Consider the following 19,102-nt stretch of genomic DNA (forward strand, 5'->3'; position numbering starts at 1 on the left):
CCCACGGGCGGGTCCGCCGGGGCGGCACCGTACCGTTGAGGGCGTGTACCGGTTTCTGCTGACGCCCCGCTGGTGGGGGATCAACGTCTTCGTGCTGTTGGCCATCCCCTTCTGCATCTTCATGGGGTCGTGGCAGTTGAGCCGGTTCGAGTCCCGGGTCCAGGACCATCGCACGCAGACCGAGCAGGCCGAAGCCGGCGCGAAGGAGGCCCCCCGGCCTCTGGAGCAGCTGCTGCCGGTGGACAAGAAGACGTCCGGGATGCGGGCCACGGTCACCGGCCGGTACGGGAAGCAGTTGCTGGTGCCGGACCGGGAGCTGGACGGCAGGCAGGGCTTCTACGTTCTCACCATGCTGCGCACCGATTCCGGCAAGGCGCTGCCGGTGGTGCGGGGCTGGCTGCCGGGCAACGCGGACGCCGCGAAGGCGCCGGCCGCACCGTCCGGCGAGGTCACGGTCACGGGAGCACTGCAGGCATCGGAGAGCCCCGGGGCGAACGGCGTGGGCGCGGGCGGTGGGCTGCCCACCGGTCAGACCGCCGCGATCAGCGCGGCGTCGCTGGTGAACCTGGTGCCGTACGACGTGTACGACGCATGGGTCACCCTCGACAAGGCAGATGCCGGAATGAAGGCCGTACCGGCGACGGCACCGGCGGGGAGCGGGCTGGATCTGAAGGCGTTCCAGAACCTGGGCTATACCGGTGAGTGGTTCGTCTTCGCGGGATTCACGGTGTTCATGTGGTTCCGGCTGCTGCGACGCGAGGCCGAATACGCCCGGGACGCGGAACTGGGGCTCGTGACGGAGACAACGGCAGCCACGGATTCCGGGGCGGCTGCCTCCGGAGCCGACGGCTCGGCGGAGGGCCCGACGAACGGGGCCCCGGCAGAACGCCCCACGGGTGAGGCCCCGGGAGAAGGTCTGACCGGCGAGGACCCGGCAGACGGTTCGTCAGTCGAGGCCCTGGAAGAGGAGTCCCTCATCGAGGGGGTCGTGAGCGGGGAATCCGGTGGCGAGAGCCGTGCCCGCGCCACCAAGGCCTGAGGCTCACCGCGGGTCGTAGCAGGACCGCGCGCCCGCTGAACCGGACGTTCGCCCGCGGACGTCTCCGCCCTTCACGAACGCCCCCGGTCTCCGCGAAAGCCCCGCCTCGTCGAATTTCTCTGACGGTTCGCTTCACGGCCGATCTGCTTCACAGCGAGCAGGGCGTACCGGACATTCGGAACGGCCTCCCACGGGCTGCACAACGGCCGGACGTCCGCACGGCCGACCGCCCCGAACCGCCGTCACAGCCGACCGCGCCACGGACCGCCGAAGCACCGACCCGACAGGCCGGACGCCCGGCCGCCGGTGCGGCGGGCGGGCGGAACCAGGGCCTTCGGAGGTCCGGTGTGCCGGGTCAGGACGTCGGCAGCAGGATTCCCGTGCGGTAGACCGTGCCGGCGCAGGCGTTCGGGATGGTCGCCGTGGACGCGGCGGAGCCGGTCACCGGTGTGTTCGTGACCGCAACGCTGCCGTCGGCGACGCCGTCCTCCGTCATCAGCTGGGGTGCCGTGCCGAGGGTGCCGTCGGTGGTGGAACCGCTGCCCGTGGTCGCGGTGTCCGACGGGCTCGGGTTGGGGGACGGGTTGCCGGGGTTGCCGCCCTGGGTGGGGCAGGTCTGCGAGGGGACCCAGGCGAACTTCACGTCGTATGCCGTCCCGGGCTTGAGCACCACCGAGGTGACTTCCTGGGTCGGGTCCGGCAGAGCCGTCGCCGGGTCGCCGACGACGTGGTTCACCACGCTGACCTTGGACGGGTCGGCGGCGCCCTGGGCGACGGTGGTCACATTGCCCGCGCCGGCGACGGTGCAGCTCGCGGTGGAGGTGTTGGCGACACGGAACGTGCCGTAGATCGCGCCGGTGGAGTCCGGGGCGCCCGCGGTGGCGGTCGCGTCCCCCAACTGGTCCACCGTGCACGCGGGTGCGCTCCCCGCGGAGACCGACGGGTCGACCTCGCCGGTCGCCCCGGCGCCCACGCCCTTGCCCTTGTCCCCCTTGTCCTTCTGGCCGTCCCCGCCCTTGTCCTTGGCGGTGCCCGCGGTCCCGGCGGCGCCGCTGGAGCCGCCGTCGGGGCCCTTGCCCTGGGAGGTGCCGCCCTGGGCCTGCGAGGCCTGGCCGGCGATGGAGGGGTCGGCGTTGGAGCCGGTGGCGTTCGAGACGTGGACGAGTGCGGGGATCGCCGTGCCGATGAACAGGGCGGCGGCGGCCATACCGACCACGGCCTGCCGCTTCCGGGCCCGCCGGGCGGGCACGGCACGCCGCAGACGCGTCAGCGAGCCGTCGCGCGGCTCGATCTCGCTCACCGCCTGCTGCAGCATCCGCCGCAGCGCCAGCTCGTCCTCGGCGAGTCCTTCCGGAGCCGCCTCCGGCTCGGGACCGGTCGCGGCTCCCCCGCCGTTCGAAGCGGTCCGGTCGGTTCCTGAGACGCCTGATCCGAGATCGTCCCGGCCGAGGCCCTCGAGCGCCGCCATGAGCCGGTCCCGGCCGGGACCGTGGCGGTCGGTACGGGGGCCTTCGTCGTCCGCGCCGGAGGTCTCGCGCTCGGCACCGGGGCGATCGGCGTCCGTGTCGTCCCCGCCGTCGACGCCGCCGGGCCCGGGCACGGAGTGGTCGCCCGCGGTCGCGTCGGCAGCGGCGTGGTCCGGTCCGGGCTCGCGCCGGTCCTGGTCCTTGGGGCGGTGGTTCACAGTTCCGTTCCCAGCATGCTGGTCTTGGTCGTCCTCATGGGGCTCGGTCCGGTCGGTCGGCTGATGCCACTCATAGGGCTCATGGCGGTGCTGGGCGTCGCTCCCCCAGGACGCCCCGCGCCGCTCGTCGTGCTTGCTCATGCCGGCGCCCCCATGGCGGTACGGAGCGCGGCGATGCCACGTGAACCGTACGCCTTCACCGACCCGAGCGAGATGCCCAGCGTCTGCGCGACCTGGGCCTCGGTCATGTCCGCGAAGTAGCGCAGCACCAGGACCTCGCGCTGCCTGCGCTGAAGTCCCTTCATCGCCTTGATCAGCGAATCGCGCTCCAGCTGGTCGTACGCGCCTTCCTCGGCGCTCGCCATGTCGGGCATGGGCTTCGACAGCAGCTTGAGACCGAGGATGCGGCGCCGCAACGCCGAGCGCGAGAGATTCACAACGGTCTGGCGGAGGTACGCGAGCGTCTTCTCCGGGTCGCGGACGCGTTTGCGCGCGGAGTGGACCCGGATGAACGCCTCCTGGACGACGTCCTCGCAGGACGCGGTGTCGTCGAGGAGGAGCGCCGCGAGGCCCAGGAGGGAGCGGTAGTGGGCGCGGTACGTCTCGGTGAGATGGTCGACCGTGGTGCCGGCGGCCGTCTCGTCGGCGCCCTCACGCTGATTCGGTATGCGGGTGGGCCGCGCTGCGGGCATGGGGGCGATCACCGGCATGCCGCCGGGCGCGCCGGGCATGCGGGGGCGGTGGGGAGGACGCAGGGTTGTGCCCCTCGCCCGTACCGCGGTGAATTCGAGTACCTCTGCCACGCTTGTTGGACACGTCTCCCCCCGCCAGGGTTGTACGCGGGAGACAGCGCTTTTGCCTCGGGCGTCCCGCCCGGCCGCGCGTCCTCGCGTCTGCCCCCCAGCGCACCGGACCGTGCGTCAAGTGCCATGCGTACCAGCTCTTCCCCTATGCCCCATGTGTGGTGGTGCTCGGCCCCCGAAGGGCGACCGCAAAGACGCTCTCCGGCCTGTGCGCGGTTGCGGGGGCGGGGAGAAAAATCTTCGAACGCCGGGAGACGTCGATCAAGTGGTCTGAACCAATAGGACTGGACCACAGATCCGACACAGATCCTACAAATAATTCGGCCAATGACCACGGGGTTTCCGGCCCGTGGACATGCGTTACCGCAGAACGTCCGTATCACGTGCGTCACATGACACCCGTCGGCAGGTGCCGCTCATCGGGCGAACCACACAAAGGGGTCACCTGGAGAACGCGTCGATGACGCGTGTCCGGGGCCCGCGCCGGCCGTCACGAACGGGACGCCGCGCCCCACGTCCTCACTCGGAGGCGGGGCGCGGCGTCCCGAACGTCCTACGCCGCTCCGAGCTCCGCGGCCACCAGCTCGGCGATCTGAGCCGTGTTCAGGGCCGCGCCCTTGCGCAGGTTGTCGCCGCACACGAACAGTTCCAGGGCGGTCGGATCGTCCAGGGCTCGGCGCACCCGGCCCACCCAGGTCGGGTCCGTACCCACCACGTCCGCGGGCGTGGGGAACTCGCCCGCCGAGGGGTTGTCGCAGAGGACCACGCCGGGCGCGGTGTCGAGGATCTCGCGAGCCCGGTCGACCGTGACCTCACCCTCGAAACGGGCGTGGACCGTCAACGAGTGGACCGTGACGACCGGTACACGCACGCAGGTGACCGCGACGCGCAGCTCCGGCAGCCCGAGGATCTTGCGGGACTCGTCGCGGACCTTCATCTCCTCCGAGGACCACCCGTCCTCGCGCAGCGACCCGGCCCACGGCACCACGTTCAGTGCCACCGGCTCCGGGAAGGGTCCCGTGTTGTCGCCCACCGCGCGCCGCAGGTCACCGGGGCTGGTGCCCAGTTCGGTGCCCGCGACCAGCGACAACTGCTGCCGCAGTGTGTCGATGCCCGCGCGCCCCGCCCCGCTCACGGCCTGGTACGAGGAGACGACCAGCTCGCGCAGCCCGAACTCGGCGTGCAGCGCACCGAGGGCCACGATCATCGAGAGGGTCGTGCAGTTGGGGTTGGCGATGATGCCGCGCGGGCGCACCCGGGCGGCATACGGATTGACCTCCGGCACCACCAGGGGAACCTCGGGGTCCATCCGGAAAGCGCCCGAGTTGTCCACCACGACCGCGCCCTGCGACGCCGCGATCGGCGCCCACCGCTCGGCGACCTCGTCCGGCACGTCGAACATCGCCACGTCGACGCCGGACAGCGCCTCCTCGCTGAGCGCCACCACCTCGACCTCTTCCCCGCGCACGGTCAGCTTGCGGCCGGCCGAGCGCGGTGAGGCGATCAGGCGGATCTCGCCCCAGATGTCCGCGTGCTGGGACAGGATCTGGAGCATGACCATGCCGACGGCCCCGGTCGCTCCCACGACCGCGAGCGTCGGCTTCCCGGTCCGCGCCGTCATCGGCGCTCCGTACGGCCCGGGCCCCCGCGCAGGAGGCCTGCCGACGGCCCGCCGCACACCGGGGCCGACGACTCCCTACGTCCCGTGCCCCCGAAGGGGAGGCCGGTCATCGCCCGGTGCCTCCGTAGACGACGGCCTCGTCGCTCTCGGAGTCAAGACCGAACGCGGTGTGCACGGCGCGCACGGCCTCCGCGACGTCGTCGGCGCGCGTGACGACCGAGATACGGATCTCGGAGGTCGAGATCAGCTCGATGTTCACGCCCGCGTCGCTGAGCGCCTCGAAGAAGGAGGCCGTGACGCCGGGGTTCGTCTTCATGCCGGCGCCGACCAGCGAGATCTTGCCGATCTGGTCGTCGTAGCGCAGCGAGTCGAAGCCGATCGCGGTCCTGCCCTTCTCCAGGGCGTCGATCGCCTTGCGCCCCTCGGTCTTCGGAAGGGTGAAGGAGATGTCCGTGAGACCGGTCGCCGCGGCGGACACGTTCTGCACGACCATGTCGATGTTGATCTCGGCGTCGGCGATGGCACGGAAGATCGAGGCGGCCTCGCCCGGCTTGTCCGGCACGCCGACGACCGTGATCTTGGCCTCGGAGGTGTCGTGCGCGACACCGGAGATGATGGCCTGCTCCACCTTCACGTCCCCTTGCTGAATCGGCTCGCTGCTGACCCACGTGCCCTGCAGCCCGCTGAAGGACGAGCGGACGTGGATCGGGATGTTGTAACGGCGTGCGTACTCCACACAGCGGTGGAGCAGCACCTTGGACCCGGACGCGGCCAGCTCCAGCATGTCCTCGAAGGAGATCCAGTCGATCTTCCGGGCCTTCTTCACCACACGCGGATCGGCGGTGAACACGCCGTCGACGTCGGTGTAGATCTCGCACACCTCGGCGTCGAGGGCCGCGGCCAGCGCAACCGCGGTCGTGTCGGAACCACCGCGACCCAGGGTCGTGATGTCCTTCTTGTCCTGGCTGACGCCCTGGAAACCGGCGACGATGGCGATGTTGCCCTCGTCCAGCGCGGTACGGATGCGGCCCGGCGTGACGTCGATGATCCGGGCTTTGTTGTGGACCGAGTCGGTGATGACACCCGCCTGGCTACCGGTGAACGACTGGGCCTTGTTGCCCAGGTTCTTGATCGCCATGGCCAGGAGCGCCATGGCGATCCGCTCTCCGGCGGTCAGCAGCATGTCGAGCTCACGCCCGGCAGGCATCGGGGAAACCTGCTCGGCGAGATCGATCAGCTCGTCCGTCGTGTCGCCCATCGCGGAAACCACGACAACCACATCGTTGCCGTTCTTCTTGGCTTCCACGATCCGCTTGGCGACGCGCTTGATGCCCTCGGCATCGGCTACGGAGGAGCCTCCGTACTTCTGCACGACAAGGCCCACGTGCGCTCCTCGCTCAATCCGTCTCTTTCCGCACCTGCGCATGTGCGGGTGCGGTCGGCTCAGTCTATCGAGCGACCGAATTTCCCTTCCGGGATACCGCATGGTGAGATGTCTCGCTCACCCCGGGATCATCCCGGTTTTTCTCCGGACGTACGGCGGGCCCGCGACGGTTTTCACCGCAGGGTCCACCGCGCGGCTCCGGCCGCTCCAGCAGCGCATCTGCCCCGGCAGGGCCCCCGTACTCGGAAAGTGCCGCGTGTCACAGGCGTGCCGTGTGCACCACCTCTCCGGCGAGGGGTACCGCCCGCCGCACAACGGCCGCGACGGATCCGTGCACGGCCATTGATCCGGCCGGATCGGCGGCGGGAGGATACCGGCCCGTGACGGATGGATGGGCGCCGGAACTGCTGCTGGCCGGGGTGGTGCTGCTCGGCGGGTGCGTGCAGTGGCTCACCGGGATGGGCTTCGCCCTGGTCGCCGTCCCCGGGCTCGTGCTCCTGCTCGGGCCCGCCCAGGGTGTGGTGCTCGCCAACTGCGCCGCCGGCGCCATCAGCGCCTTCGGGCTCGTGGACGGCCGGCGCGCCGTGCGGCTGCCCGTGATGGCTCCCCTGTGCCTCGCCGCGGTGATCACCGTTCCGGCCGGCACCTGGGTGGCCCGGCAGCTGCCGGAACCCGCGCTGCTGGCCTGCCTGGGCGCGCTCGTCACCGGGGCGGTGGCACTGGTCATGCGCGGCCTGCGGGTGCCCGCCCTGCGCGGCGGCCGGGGCGCCGTCGTCGCCGGTGGTCTGGGCGGGTTCATGAACTCGGCCGCGGGTGTCGGCGGACCGCCCGTCTCCCTGTACGCGCTCAACGCGGGCTGGACGGTGCGCGAGTTCGTACCGAACGCGCAGTTCTACGGTGTCGTCGTCAACCTGGTGTCGGTGACGTCCAACGGGCTGCCCCGGCTCACCGCTCCGGTCTGGGCCGTGGCCGTCACCGCCCTGGCGGCGGGTGCGCTGGCCGGCCGTGCGCTCACGGGGCGCGTGCCCGAGAACCGGGCACGCGCCCTCGTCCTGCTCCTCGCGCTCGCCGGAGGCCTGAGCGCGCTCGCGAAGGGGTTCGCCGGGCTTACTTGACCGGACGCAGCCCCAGCGGTCCCGCGATCTCCTGCGCCATGACCCGGCCCGCCTCCTCGGCGAGGGTGTCGTCCCCGAGGCCCTGGTCGGTGTCGAGGCCGTCGAGCTCCTCCAGCGGCTGGTTCAGCCGCACATGCGCCACCAGGGACTGCAGTGCGCGCAGCGTCGCGGACGCCGTGGAACCCCAGTTGGAGAAGTACGAGAACTGCCACCACCACAGGGCCTCGGTGGTACGGCCCGCACGGTAGTGGGCCATGCCGTGGCGCAGGTCGGTGATGACGTCCGCCAGGTCGTCCGAGATACGGGCCGGAACCGGTGCCTTGCGCGGCTCGTAGGGGTCGAAGACCTCCGAGTAGACGTCGACCGGGTCCAGCATGGCGGCGAGGCGTTCGCGCAGGTCGTCCGCGTCCGCGTCCGGGCCCGAGTCCGGTTCGTAGCGCTCGTCGGGCACGATGTCCTCGTGCGCGCCGAGACGGCCGCCCGCGAGGAGCAGCTGGGAGACCTCCAGCAGGAGGAACGGGATGGCCGAGTCCGGCTCGTCACCCTTGGCGACCTCCGTCACGGCGACCAGGAAACTCTCGATCTGGTCCGCGATCTGCACCGCGAAGTCGTCGGGGTCCATCGTCGTGGAGTGCAGCGTGGCGTCAGACATCTAGGAGTCGTCTCCCCTCGAAGGCGCGGCCGAGGGTGACCTCGTCCGCGTATTCCAGGTCGCCACCCACCGGGAGGCCGCTGGCCAGGCGGGTGACCTTGAGGCCCATGGGTTTGATCATCCGGGCGAGATACGTGGCCGTGGCCTCGCCCTCCAGGTTCGGGTCCGTCGCCAGGATCAGCTCGGTGACAGTGCCGTCGGCCAGCCGGGCGAGCAGCTCCCGGATCCGCAGATCGTCGGGGCCCACACCCTCGATCGGGCTGATTGCGCCGCCCAGGACGTGGTAGCGGCCTCGGAACTCACGGGTCCGCTCGATCGCGACGACGTCCTTCGGCTCCTCCACCACACAGATCACCGAGGCGTCGCGACGCGTGTCACGGCAGATGCCGCACAGTTCCTCCTGTGCGACGTTGCCGCAGATCGCGCAGAAGCGGACCTTCGCCTTCACCTCGAGCAGCGCCTGCGCGAGCCGGCGGACGTCCGTCGGCTCGGCCTGCAGGATGTGGAAGGCGATCCGCTGCGCGCTCTTGGGACCGACGCCGGGCAGCCGCCCCAGTTCGTCGATGAGGTCCTGGACCACGCCTTCGTACAACGGACTGCCTTTCCTGGAGAGCGTCGGTACGTACCGTAGCCGGGCTGGGTTTCTTGGTACGTACGGTAGTTGGCCCTCGCCTCGCTTAGAAGAGACGGGCGGGTGGACTCAGAACGGCAGGCCGGGGATGCCGCCACCCAGCCCCTGGGCCAGCGGGCCGAGCTTCTGCTGCTGGAGTGCCTGCGCGTTCTCGTTGGCCGCCTGCACGGCCGCGACGATCAGGTCGGCGAGCGTCTCCGTGTCCTCCGGGTCGACCGCCTTGGGATCGATGGCCAGGGCCCGCAGCTCGCCGGAGCCGGTGACCGTGGCCTTCACCAGACCACCGCCCGCCTGGCCGTCGACCTCGGTACGCGCCAGCTCCTCCTGCGCCTTGGCGAGGTCCTGCTGCATCTTCTGGGCCTGCTGGAGCAACTGCTGCATGTTGGGCTGGCCACCACCGGGGATCACGATCAGCTCCTGGTCTCGTACGGTACGGCGGTTGCGGTTTCGTACCGCTGCCTCGGCGGGTTTTTACCGCCTGGCACGAGCCTACGTGGTCACCGTGACGCTCGCTCCGGTAGTCCGTCCGGACCCCGGAAGGAACCGGGTCAGCACTCTTTCGAGTGACTTCGCCTGCCGGTCTATACCTGACCAAGGCCCACTTCCGGGCGGAAAAGCAATGAAACCCGGGCCCTCGCCACCCATTGGGCGGTAGGAAGGGTCAGGCGCTTCAGTACCACGCGTCACGTACGGATCGCGGAGCGTGCACGAACCGACGCGCACCGCGGGCTGTACATCACGGAACGTGACAGCCGTACGGAGGGAGTGCCGGGTGAGCCAGCCGGAGATGCAGCCCGAGGGTCCGCTCCAGGACGGCCGGGGCGACGACGCGACCGGGTTGCGGCCGGACGACCTCACCGGGCGCCCCTTCCCGCACGGCGACTGGACGGAGCCCGCGCAGCAGCTCGACGAGCTGTACCGGTGGGTGGAGCGCCGCGCGCTGGAGACGGCGACCTGGTACCTCACGAACCGCGCGTGGAAGCGGCGGGGAGCGCTCGCACTGCGGGCCGGCGCCGCGACCGGGGCCGTCTGCGGGGCGGCGCTGCCGCTGCTCGATCTGACCGGCGCGGTCGGCGGGGTCGCGCCCTGGGCGTATCTGTCCCTGCTGCTCGGGGCGGCGTGCGTGGCGGCGGACCGGTTCTTCGGGGTGACGTCGGGATGGATGCGGGACGTGGCGACCGCACAGGCCGTGCAGCGCCGGCTCCAGGCGCTGCAGTTCGACTGGGCGTCGGAGAGCGTGCGGGAGGTGCTGGGGCCGACGGAGGGGACCGCGGGGGAGGCGGCGGAGCGGTGCCTTTCGGTGCTGCGGCGGTTCTCCGAGGACATCACGGAGCTGGTGCGGGCGGAGACGGCGGACTGGATGGTGGAGTTCCGTACGAGGTCCGGGCCGCTGGGGATGCAGTCGGCGGGGGTGACCGCGCCACGGGCGGAGGGGACGGCGCCGGGAAGGTTCCCGCCGGCGAACGGAACCCGGCCGAACATGCCCCGGCAGCGCCCGCCGGAACCGCGCTGAGAGGGCAGGCGGCGACCCGGCGCCGGCGGCTTCAGCCCTCGTCGTCCGCGCACAGCGGAAGCACCGCGGGCGCGGAGCACGGCAGATGGCCGTGCGCCCGGATCACGGTCCCGCCGACGCCCTGGCCGAGATAGGCGAGGAAGCCTGCCGCGAGGGAGCCGGCCGCCGGGCTGCGATAGGTGTAGGCGTACTCGACCCCGCGATAGGGGTAATGGCTCCTGCCGAGCTCGATGTCCTCGACCGAGGCCGCCGCGCCGTCCAAGGACACCCGGCGCACACCCTTGTTGCCGAGAGCGAGGTTCAGCTCGCTGTAACCGATGGCACCGGGAAGTTCGGCCACCTTGTCCAGCACCTGCTGCGTGGAGTCGAGTTCGCAGCGCATGACGGGGGCGGACCGGTCGTCCTTGTGGACGCAGTCCAGCGAGGTGCTGGGGGCGCGCTCCCAACTGCCCAGCACCTGACGCTGGAAGATCTGCCGCGTGCCGGAGTCGGCGTTGCGACTGACGAGGACCACGGGAAGATCGGGCAGCCGGCGGTCGATCTGCTTCCAGCGTGTGACCTGTCCGCGGTAGATGCGCCGTACGTCGCTCAGGGACAACCCGTGGGGCAGGTCGATGCCCTTGTTCACGACCAGGGTGAAGGCCAGTACCGCGACCCGGTTCGCGACGAGTTCACGGGACCCGTCGGCGGTGAGGCCGTCGGAGAACGCGATCACGGAGGGCGAGCCCCCGGACTTGGCGCCCCGTCCGACGAGTTCGCCCACGCCCGCCTCGCTGCCGCGCGCATCCACGGTGATGCGGGCGCCCGCGCACTTCTTCTCGTACTCCTTCGCCACCTCCCGCGCCACGGGAGCGAAGGCCGTGGACCCGGTGATCCTCAGGGAGCCGCGGGCGCAGTCCATCGGCGGCGGTTTGGGCGGGCTGTCGTCGCGGGCGATGACGATGCCGGCGAGCGTGACGACGCTCAGGGTGAGCGTGATGCTGATCAGCCGGGCGGCCCGGCTGAACAGCGGCGGCTTGTCGTCCGGCGTGGCGCTGCGGTTGGGGTGCACCTCGCCGTCCCGGATGCCGCCCGTGAGCCGTATCGCACGGCCCACGTCGCCGCCCGACAGCAGCACGAGCAGCTTGAAGTGGTCGCCGTGGTTGAGCGGTACCCGCGGGATGCGCAGCCGGCTGCCCTCGTAGCCGAACCCGCGCTCCGGAGTGAAGTGGTCCATGAGGTGGTCGGTGTCGGTCGGCTGCGTGACCGAGACACCGCGGATGGTGCGATCGGTGAACACCGCGGTCAGCCCGTGGCGTTCGGGGCCGGTGTAGTCGTCGCGGTCGATGCCCTGCGAGCCGTCGTTCTCGATGCGGAGGAGCACGAGCGTCGCGTCCACCATGCCCGGGGTCTCGTCGAAGAGGCCGAGACGTCTGTTGGCGCGGCCCGAACGGACGTCGTCGCCTATCGGGTTGTCCATCTGGACGCGGTAGCCGATGCGCTTGCGGCGCGGTACCCGGCGCTCGTACCAGACCATGACACCGGACGCGACGATGCCGAGGAAGGCCGTCCCCACGGCCACGACGTTCTCTGCGCTCAACCACTCCATCGTGGGTCCCCCGCCACTTCCCGGAGCCGATCGTGGGGTCACGGTACGACTGCGGGCGGAAACGGGCCGGGGTCGCCCGCCGAAGTTCGAATGACGTTCAACGGACAAGCGGATGACGGGAGTTCAGTTCGCTTTCGTGTATGTCAGGGACTCGCCGGTGCTGGTGTTCAGACGCTCGAGCCGGCCGTCCGGGAGGATCGTCAGCTCCGTCGCGGCGCCCGGGGTGCAGGACGAGGCGGGGCTGCCGACCGTGACCGTGGACGGGCCGATCCTCAACGGGCCGCCGGGGGCGGGCTCTTCGGCGAGCTTCGCCCGGAAGACGCAGTGGTACGTGCCGCTGCCCGCCGGGCCCTCCGCGGTCAGGGAGAGCACCGGGTCGCCCACGTCGCCCTGCTCGATGACCAGGCTGCGGGTGCTGTGGCCGCCCGAGTTGTCGATGCTGCCGTTCCAGGTGCCGAGGTAGGCGTCCGGCACGGCGCCGGCAGCCGGCGACGGCGAGGTGGGGCTCGCGCTCGCCGGACTGGAGGGCGCGGGCGTGGTCGGATCGTGGGTCGTGGGCGCGGCGGAGGTGTGCGAGGGCGCTGCGCCGCCACTCGTCCCGATCCCCCCGCCCCGCATCAGCGCGAACACCGAGCCGCCCGCGCCGAGCGCCACCACCAGGGCCACGACGATCAGCACGGCGGTGGAGCGGCCGCTTCTGCGCGCGGGTTCCGGCTGCCCCGGATCACCGTAGGGGGACGGCCCGTACGGCGGGGTCGGGCCGTAGGCCTGGTCCGTGGCGCCGCCCCGGCCACCGGCGTGCTGCGGGTAGCCGTACGCGGGAGGCTGGGGATGACCGTGGGCGGGGTGCGGGGCGGGCACGGAGGTGTGATCGGCGCGGACCACCTCGGTGGGCCGCCGTTCGAGCTCGCGGGACCCGACCGGCGGGGGCGTGTCCGGGCCGTCGGTGCCGTCCGCCGGGCCGGCCGCGGAAGCGTGCCCGAGCGGCGCCCCGGCCCCCCGGGGCGCCGGCACCCGCTCGATGAGGTCCGCGGGATCCTGGGGTCCGGCCTCGACGAAGACCGTGGGACCCCCGCGTCCGGTGGCCCCGTCACCGCCCACCGCGTCCACCCGCTGCCCGCCGACCTCGGCTCCGGGCACCCGGGGGCCCTCCGCGCCGTCGCCGGCCATCGCGCCCTCCGGCACGGCGGCACCGGCGGCGGGGGGCACTGCGGGGCCGAAGTGCCCCGGGTCCACGGCCTGCCCCATGGTGCCTCCGGGAGCCGTCACCGGCACCGTGGCGGTGGCCCGCGTCCCCTCCTCCGGGTCCTCCGTGTCCAGCAGCCGTACCGCGTGGCGGCCGAGTTGCGCGACCAGCACGCCGGGCAGCCAGGGGTCCTTGCTCCGGCCGCCGGAGACCGTGTCCTCGGCACCGGACCGCTCCAGGATCTCGGCGAGCGTGGGCCGGGCCGCCGGGTCCTTGCGCAGGCAGTCCCGCACGAGGTCGTCGAGCCCCTCGGGCAGCCCCTCGAGGTCGGGGTCCTCCTGCGCAATGCGGAACATCAGCGCATGCGCCGCGCTGTTCGCGTCACCGAAGGGGAGGGTGCCCGTGGCGGCGTAGGCGAGCACGGACCCGAGGCAGAAGACGTCGCACGCGGGCGTGATGCGGTCGCCGCGCACCTGCTCGGGCGCCATGAACCCGGGCGATCCGACGAGCGCGCCGGTGCGGGTGAGCCCCACGCCGGCCAGGGTCTCCAGGGCGCGGGCGATGCCGAAGTCGATGACCCGCGGCCCGTCGATCGTCACCAGGACGTTGGAGGGCTTGAGGTCGCGGTGGATCAGACCGGCGGCGTGGATGTCCTGCAGGGCGTGGGCGAGTCCGGCGGCCAGGATGCCCACGGAGCGTTCCGGCAGGGCACCGTGATCGTGCGAGACCACGGCCTGGAGGGGCGGTCCGGCTACGTACCCGGTGGCGACCCAGGGGATGTCGGCCTCGGTGTCGGCGTCGAGGACGGGTGCGGTCCAGTACCCGCCGACCTGCCGCGCGGCCTGCACCTCCTGCCGGAAGCGCGCCCTGAACTCCTCCTGCTCGGCCAGCTCCCGCCGGACGAGTTTCACGGCGACGGTCCGGCCCCGGTCCGACCGGGCCAGATACACCCTCCCCATGCCGCCGGCCCCGAGCCGCGCGAGCAGCCGATACGCCCCGATCCGTTGCGGGTCCCCCGCCCCCAGCCTGTCCATCACCGCGTCACCTGCCCCGCCCCTGCGTGTGCGACAGCCAGAGAATAGTGCCGCCGTACACCTAGTCGGCCGACCCGGTACCCGCGGTTCCATGAACGCCCCTCCACGTCGACACACTGTCGCGTTCACGTCCCGACCGCAGACAGGACGCCGATGTCGCGTCCGTATCCCGGACACCTACGCTTCGCCGCATGACCCCTCAGATCGACCCCCGGGCCGGCGCCGCCGTCAAGGCCGCGGACCGTGCGCACGTCTTCCACTCCTGGTCAGCGCAGGACCTCATCGACCCGCTCGCCGTAGCCGGTGCGGAGGGGTCGTACTTCTGGGACTACGACGGCAACCGCTACCTCGACTTCACCAGCGGACTCGTCTTCACCAACATCGGCTACCAGCACCCGAAGGTCGTCGCCGCGATACAGGAGCAGGCCGCCACCCTGACCACGTTCGCGCCCGCCTTCGCCGTGGAGGCCCGGTCGGAGGCGGCGCGGCTGATCGCCGAGCGCACTCCCGGTGACCTCGACAAGATCTTCTTCACCAACGGCGGCGCCGACGCGGTGGAGCACGCCGTGCGCATGGCGCGCATCCACACCGGCCGCCCCAAGGTGCTGTCCGCCTACCGCTCGTACCACGGCGGTACCCAGCAGGCCGTGAACATCACCGGAGACCCGCGCCGCTGGGCCTCCGACGGCGCCGCGGCGGGCGTGGTGCACTTCTGGGCCCCGTTCCTGTACCGCTCGCGGTTCTACGCCGAGACCGAGCAGCAGGAGTGCGAGCGGGCGCTGGAGCACCTGGAGACGACCATCGCCTTCGAGGGGCCCGGGACGATCGCCGCCGTCGTCCTGGAGACCATCCCCGGGACCGCCGGGATCATGGTCCCGCCGCGCGGCTATCTGGCGGGCGTCCGCGACCTGTGCGACAAGTACGGGATCGTCTTCGTGCTCGACGAGGTGATGGCCGGGTTCGGACGGACCGGCGAATGGTTCGCGGCGGACCTCTTCGAGGTGACCCCCGACCTGATGACCTTCGCGAAGGGCGTGAACTCCGGCTATGTGCCGCTCGGCGGCGTCGCCGTCTCCGGGAGGATCGCGGAGACCTTCGGCAAGCGGCCCTATCCGGGCGGTCTGACGTACTCCGGGCACCCGCTGGCCTGTGCCGCGGCCGTCGCCACGATCAACGTGATGGCGCAGGAGGGCGTCGTCGCCAACGCGGCGGTGGTCGGCGCCCAGGTCATCGAGCCGGGGCTGCGCGAACTGGCCGAGCGGCACCCGTCGGTGGGCGAGGTGCGCGGGGTGGGCATGTTCTGGGCCCTGGAGCTGGTGAAGAACCGGGAGAGCCGGGAGCCGCTCGTGCCGTACAACGCGGCCGGTGAGGCGAACGCGCCGATGGCCGCCTTCGCGGCCGCCGCGAAGGCCCACGGCCTGTGGCCCTTCGTCAACATGAACCGCACACACGTGGTCCCGCCCTGCACCATCACGGAGACGGAGGCGAAGGAGGGCCTCGCGGCCCTCGACGCGGCACTGTCGGTGGCGGACGAGTACACGGAGTGATCGCCCTCCGCCGCGCAGGCGGATCACGCCGCACAGGAGCGCACGGGATGCGGCACTCAGGGAACCCCCACCGCGTAAGGTGACGTGCTCGATAAGGAACACGAGACCGTACGCGGATGGGGGATCCAGAGCACGATGCCCGGCAATGGCACCGTTACCCGTAGCACCCTGCGGCAGCAGATCGCGGACGCGCTCCGCGACGAGGTGCTGGCCGGCCGTTTGCAGCCGGGGCAGGAGTTCACGGTGAAGGAGATCGCCGAGCAGTACGGCGTCTCCGCGACCCCCGTCCGCGAGGCTCTGGTCGACCTGTCGGCCCAGGGCCTCCTGGACGCCGTCCAGCACCGCGGCTTCGCGGTCCGCGCCTTCTCCCTCGACGACTACCGCGACATGATCGAGGCCCGGAGCCTCGTCACCGAGGGGATCTTCCACCGCCTCGCCACCGGGGACGGCGCGGCGGTACTGACCGAGCCCCGCCATGCCGCCGCCCTCACGGCGGTGCGCCGCCGCGGCGAGGAGGCCCAGCGCGCGGCCGCCGCGGGCGAGCTGAACATCCTCATCGGGTACGACCTGCGATTCTGGCGCGAGTTGAGCGCCGTGTTCGGCAACCCCTACCTCGCCGACTTCCTGCACCGGCTGCGGGTGCAGTCGTGGGTCTGCGCGGTTCAGCATCTGCGCAGGGTGACCGACCTCAAGGGCCGGCTCTGGGCCGGCCACACCGAACTCGTCGACGCGCTCGCCCGCCGCGACGCCGCTGCGGCACGTGCTCTGATCGAGGCGTACAACACGCACTCCCTCGACCTCCTCGAGCGACTGGCGGCCGGATGAGCGCGCCCCAGGCCACGAACGTCAGGAAGAACGTTCCGGCCGCCTCCGTCGACCTGTCCGTCGTCGTCCCCGCCCACAACGAGGAACAGCGGCTCGGCCCCACCCTCGAGGCGATCGTCGGCTATCTGGGCGACAGCGAAAGCCGTTTCGGCCCGTGGGAGGTCCTCGTCGTCGACGACGGATCGACCGACGGCACCCGCGACGTGGTCACCGCCGTCGCGGCCCGCGAGCGGCGCGTCCGGCTCGTCACCAGTGCCGAGAACCAGGGCAAGGGCCATGCGCTGCGCCTGGGCGTACTCGCCTCCCGCGGCCGCCGGGTGCTGGTCACGGACGCCGATCTGGCCACCCCGATCGAGGAGTTGGAGGCGCTGGACAAGGCGCTGGCCGACGGGCCCTCGGCGGCGATCGGCTCACGCTCGGCTCCGGGCGCGACCATAGAGCGGCACCAGAGCCGCGCTCGCGAAGTGCTCGGGCGGGCCGGGAACTTCCTGATACGCCGGATAGCCGTGCCCGGCATACGTGACACGCAGTGCGGCTTCAAGCTCTTCGACGGCGAGCGGGCCCGCGAGGCCTTCGGCGAGTCCCGGCTCCGCGGCTGGGGCATCGACGTGGAGATACTCCAGCACTTCCGGCGCTCGGGCTGGCCGGTCGCCGAGGTCCCGGTGCGCTGGGCGCACCAGCCGGGCTCCAAGGTCCGCCCGTGGGACTACGCCCGCGTCCTGGCCGAGCTGACCGCCCTGAAGGTCCGTTCCGTCCGGCCCGCCGACCTCCTCGCGGTGGCCGCTTTCCTGGCGATGGCGGTCTGCCTGTACGCCGGCCGCTGGGCCGACCCGAACCACCGCTACCTCCCGGAATCGCTCCAGGACCAGAACCAGTGGGAGTGGTTCTTCGCGGTGACGGCCGACAACGTGGCCCATCTCCGCAACCCCCTCTTCACCGCCCTGCAGGGCTATCCCGACGGCGTGAACCTCATGGCCAACACGGTCATGCTGGGCCTGACCGTTCCCCTGACCCCGGTCACCCTGCTACTCGGCCCCGCGATCACCCTCGCCCTCGTCATGACGGTCGGGCTGGCCGCCACGGCCACCGCCTGGTACCGGCTGGCCGTGAAACGGGTCGTCCGGCACCGGGGCGCGGCCTTCGTCGGCGCGGCGCTCGCCGCCTTCGCGCCCCCGATGGTCAGCCACGCCAACGCCCACCCGAACTTCATCGTGCTGTTCATGATCCCGCTGATCATCGAGCGCGCGCTGCGGTTGTGCGGGGGCGATCGGGTCGTCCGCAACGGCGTGGTCCTCGGGCTGATGCTGGCGTACCAGATCTTCCTCGGGGAGGAGCCGCTGCTGCTCGCCTGCATCGGCATGGTGCTCTTCGCGGGCGCATACGCGGTCCTGCGACCGGATGTGGCGAAGGCGGCCTGGCGGCCGCTGCTGAAGGGCCTCGCGATCGGTGCGGCGGTGTGCCTCCCTCTGGTCGCGCTGCCCCTGTACTGGCAGTTCTTCGGCCCGCAGAGCTACAAGAGCGTGCTGCACGGGGACAACGCGGGCAACAGTCCGCTCGCCCTGCTCTCCTTCGCCGGGCGCTCGCTGGTCGCGGGCAACGACGCGAGGGCGAGCGCGCTCTCCCTGAACCCCACCGAGCAGAACGCCTTCTACGGCTGGCCGCTCGTGGCCCTGGCCTTCGCCATCGTGGTGCGGCTGTGGGAGCACGTCCTGGTCAAGGCGCTGGCGTTCACGGCGGCGGCGGCCGCGTTGCTCTCGCTGGGCCCGCGCTTCCGGATCCCGCTCAGCGACTCCACGCTCCCCGGCCCCTGGGCCCTGCTCGCGGACAAGCCCCTGTTCGAGTCGGTCATCGAGGGCAGGGTCGCGATGATCTGCGCACCCGCGCTCGGCATGCTGCTGGCGGTGGCGATCGAGCGGCTGGTGCGCACCCCGAACATCGGCAACCAGTTCATCGGCCTCACCGCGATCGCCGCGGCCCTCATCCCGATCGTCCCGGCCCCGCTGAAGTCGGTCGACCGCGCCGAGGTGCCCGCCTTCATCGCGGACGGGACCTGGAGGTCGTACCTCGGCAAGGACGAGACGCTCGTGCCGATCCCGCTGCCGGACTCGGGCAACGCGGAGGCACTGCACTGGCAGACCGCGGCGGGCCTGGGGTTCAGGCTGCCCGGCGGTTACTTCAACGGCCCCTACGGCAGTGAGCGCATCGGCATCTACACCGCGTCCCCCCGCTACACGTCCAACATGCTGCGTGACGTCAGTTTCACCGGCCGGGTCCCCGTGATCGGCAGGAACTGGCAGGCGCAGGCCCGCGCCGACTTCGCCTACTGGAAGGCGGGGGTGCTGGTGCTGCCCCCGCAGCAGTACCAGGACCAGCTGCGCCAGGCCGTGGACAAGCTGGTGGGGCGGCCGGGTAGGTGGGTCGGCGGAGTATGGGTATGGGACCTGCACGGTTGAGGCGAACCGCCCTCGCGACCACTACTC

At 71.7% G+C, this 19,102-nt stretch carries 15 protein-coding genes; 6 read left to right on the forward strand and 9 right to left on the reverse strand.

The features are described 5' to 3' along the window. Nucleotides 1–43: 43 nt before the first annotated feature. Nucleotides 44–1,039 (forward strand): SURF1 family protein, encoded by a 996-nt coding sequence (locus RCR19_RS17415; RefSeq protein ID WP_331265985.1) that lies wholly within the window; start codon nt 44–46, stop codon nt 1,037–1,039. Between the two features lie 355 nt (nt 1,040–1,394). Here the strand turns inward: RCR19_RS17415 and RCR19_RS17420 are convergent, their stop codons facing one another. The 4 genes from RCR19_RS17420 to RCR19_RS17435 form a co-directional block, all read right to left on the reverse strand. Continuing rightward, entirely contained in the window at nt 1,395–2,864 is a 1,470-nt protein-coding gene (locus tag RCR19_RS17420; RefSeq protein ID WP_331265986.1) for a hypothetical protein, read from the reverse strand. After that, nucleotides 2,861–3,454, reverse strand: coding sequence for a SigE family RNA polymerase sigma factor (locus RCR19_RS17425; protein WP_107116865.1), 594 nt, complete (start codon nt 3,452–3,454; stop codon nt 2,861–2,863). Before RCR19_RS17425 ends, RCR19_RS17420 begins: the two co-directional genes overlap by 4 nt. 625 nt (nt 3,455–4,079) lie before the next feature. Further along, on the reverse strand, nt 4,080–5,147 hold the full coding sequence (locus RCR19_RS17430; RefSeq protein WP_331265987.1) for an aspartate-semialdehyde dehydrogenase: 1,068 nt from the start codon (nt 5,145–5,147) through the stop codon (nt 4,080–4,082). 106 nt (nt 5,148–5,253) lie between these two features. After that, nucleotides 5,254–6,531: an aspartate kinase gene (locus RCR19_RS17435; RefSeq protein WP_331265988.1), complete on the reverse strand. Its 1,278-nt coding sequence runs from the start codon at nt 6,529–6,531 to the stop codon at nt 5,254–5,256. Nucleotides 6,532–6,911: 380 nt separating this feature from the next. Here RCR19_RS17435 and RCR19_RS17440 point away from each other — a divergent pair, with 380 nt between their 5' ends. Further along, on the forward strand, nt 6,912–7,646 hold the full coding sequence (locus tag RCR19_RS17440) for a sulfite exporter TauE/SafE family protein (protein ID WP_331265989.1): 735 nt from the start codon (nt 6,912–6,914) through the stop codon (nt 7,644–7,646). Here RCR19_RS17440 and RCR19_RS17445 read toward each other — a convergent pair. From RCR19_RS17445 to RCR19_RS17455, 3 genes are all read right to left on the reverse strand, one after another. After that, a complete protein-coding gene (locus RCR19_RS17445; RefSeq protein WP_059133554.1) occupies nt 7,639–8,298 on the reverse strand; it encodes a DUF5063 domain-containing protein in 660 nt (219 codons plus the stop codon). The genes RCR19_RS17440 and RCR19_RS17445 overlap by 8 nt on opposite strands. Further along, nucleotides 8,291–8,890, reverse strand: coding sequence for a recombination mediator RecR (gene recR / locus RCR19_RS17450; protein WP_059133553.1), 600 nt, complete (start codon nt 8,888–8,890; stop codon nt 8,291–8,293). Before recR ends, RCR19_RS17445 begins: the two co-directional genes overlap by 8 nt. A gap of 108 nt (nt 8,891–8,998) precedes the next feature. Beyond that, nucleotides 8,999–9,337 carry a YbaB/EbfC family nucleoid-associated protein gene (locus RCR19_RS17455; protein ID WP_059133552.1) on the reverse strand — a complete coding sequence of 113 codons (339 nt, stop codon included), beginning with the start codon at nt 9,335–9,337 and terminating at the stop codon, nt 8,999–9,001. Nucleotides 9,338–9,701: 364 nt separating this feature from the next. On the opposite strand from RCR19_RS17455, the gene RCR19_RS17460 reads away from it, so the two are divergent. Then, on the forward strand, nt 9,702–10,442 hold the full coding sequence (locus RCR19_RS17460; RefSeq protein ID WP_331265990.1) for an SLATT domain-containing protein: 741 nt from the start codon (nt 9,702–9,704) through the stop codon (nt 10,440–10,442). A gap of 31 nt (nt 10,443–10,473) precedes the next feature. Here the strand turns inward: RCR19_RS17460 and RCR19_RS17465 are convergent, their stop codons facing one another. Beyond that, the gene (locus tag RCR19_RS17465) at nt 10,474–12,030 is read right to left on the reverse strand and encodes a substrate-binding domain-containing protein (RefSeq protein ID WP_331265991.1); all 1,557 of its coding nucleotides are present in this window, start codon (nt 12,028–12,030) and stop codon (nt 10,474–10,476) included. A gap of 123 nt (nt 12,031–12,153) precedes the next feature. Further along, a complete protein-coding gene (locus RCR19_RS17470; RefSeq protein ID WP_331265992.1) occupies nt 12,154–14,250 on the reverse strand; it encodes a protein kinase in 2,097 nt (698 codons plus the stop codon). A 191-nt stretch (nt 14,251–14,441) separates the two neighbouring features. Between RCR19_RS17470 and RCR19_RS17475 the strand changes: the two genes are divergently transcribed. The 3 genes from RCR19_RS17475 to RCR19_RS17485 all read left to right on the forward strand — a co-directional run bounded on the left by RCR19_RS17475 (nt 14,442) and on the right by RCR19_RS17485 (nt 19,075). Continuing rightward, nucleotides 14,442–15,797: an aspartate aminotransferase family protein gene (locus RCR19_RS17475; protein WP_331265993.1), complete on the forward strand. Its 1,356-nt coding sequence runs from the start codon at nt 14,442–14,444 to the stop codon at nt 15,795–15,797. 135 nt (nt 15,798–15,932) lie between these two features. Beyond that, nucleotides 15,933–16,622 carry a GntR family transcriptional regulator gene (locus RCR19_RS17480; RefSeq protein ID WP_059133680.1) on the forward strand — a complete coding sequence of 230 codons (690 nt, stop codon included), beginning with the start codon at nt 15,933–15,935 and terminating at the stop codon, nt 16,620–16,622. Then, nucleotides 16,619–19,075, forward strand: a complete 2,457-nt coding sequence (locus RCR19_RS17485) for a dolichyl-phosphate beta-glucosyltransferase (RefSeq protein WP_331265994.1) — start codon at nt 16,619–16,621, stop codon at nt 19,073–19,075. The genes RCR19_RS17480 and RCR19_RS17485 overlap by 4 nt, the downstream gene beginning before the upstream one ends. Nucleotides 19,076–19,102 lie beyond the last annotated feature (27 nt).

The organism is Streptomyces sp. WAC07094 (assembly GCF_036320405.1).
GTDB classification, from domain to species: Bacteria; Actinomycetota; Actinomycetes; order Streptomycetales; family Streptomycetaceae; genus Streptomyces; species Streptomyces lannensis.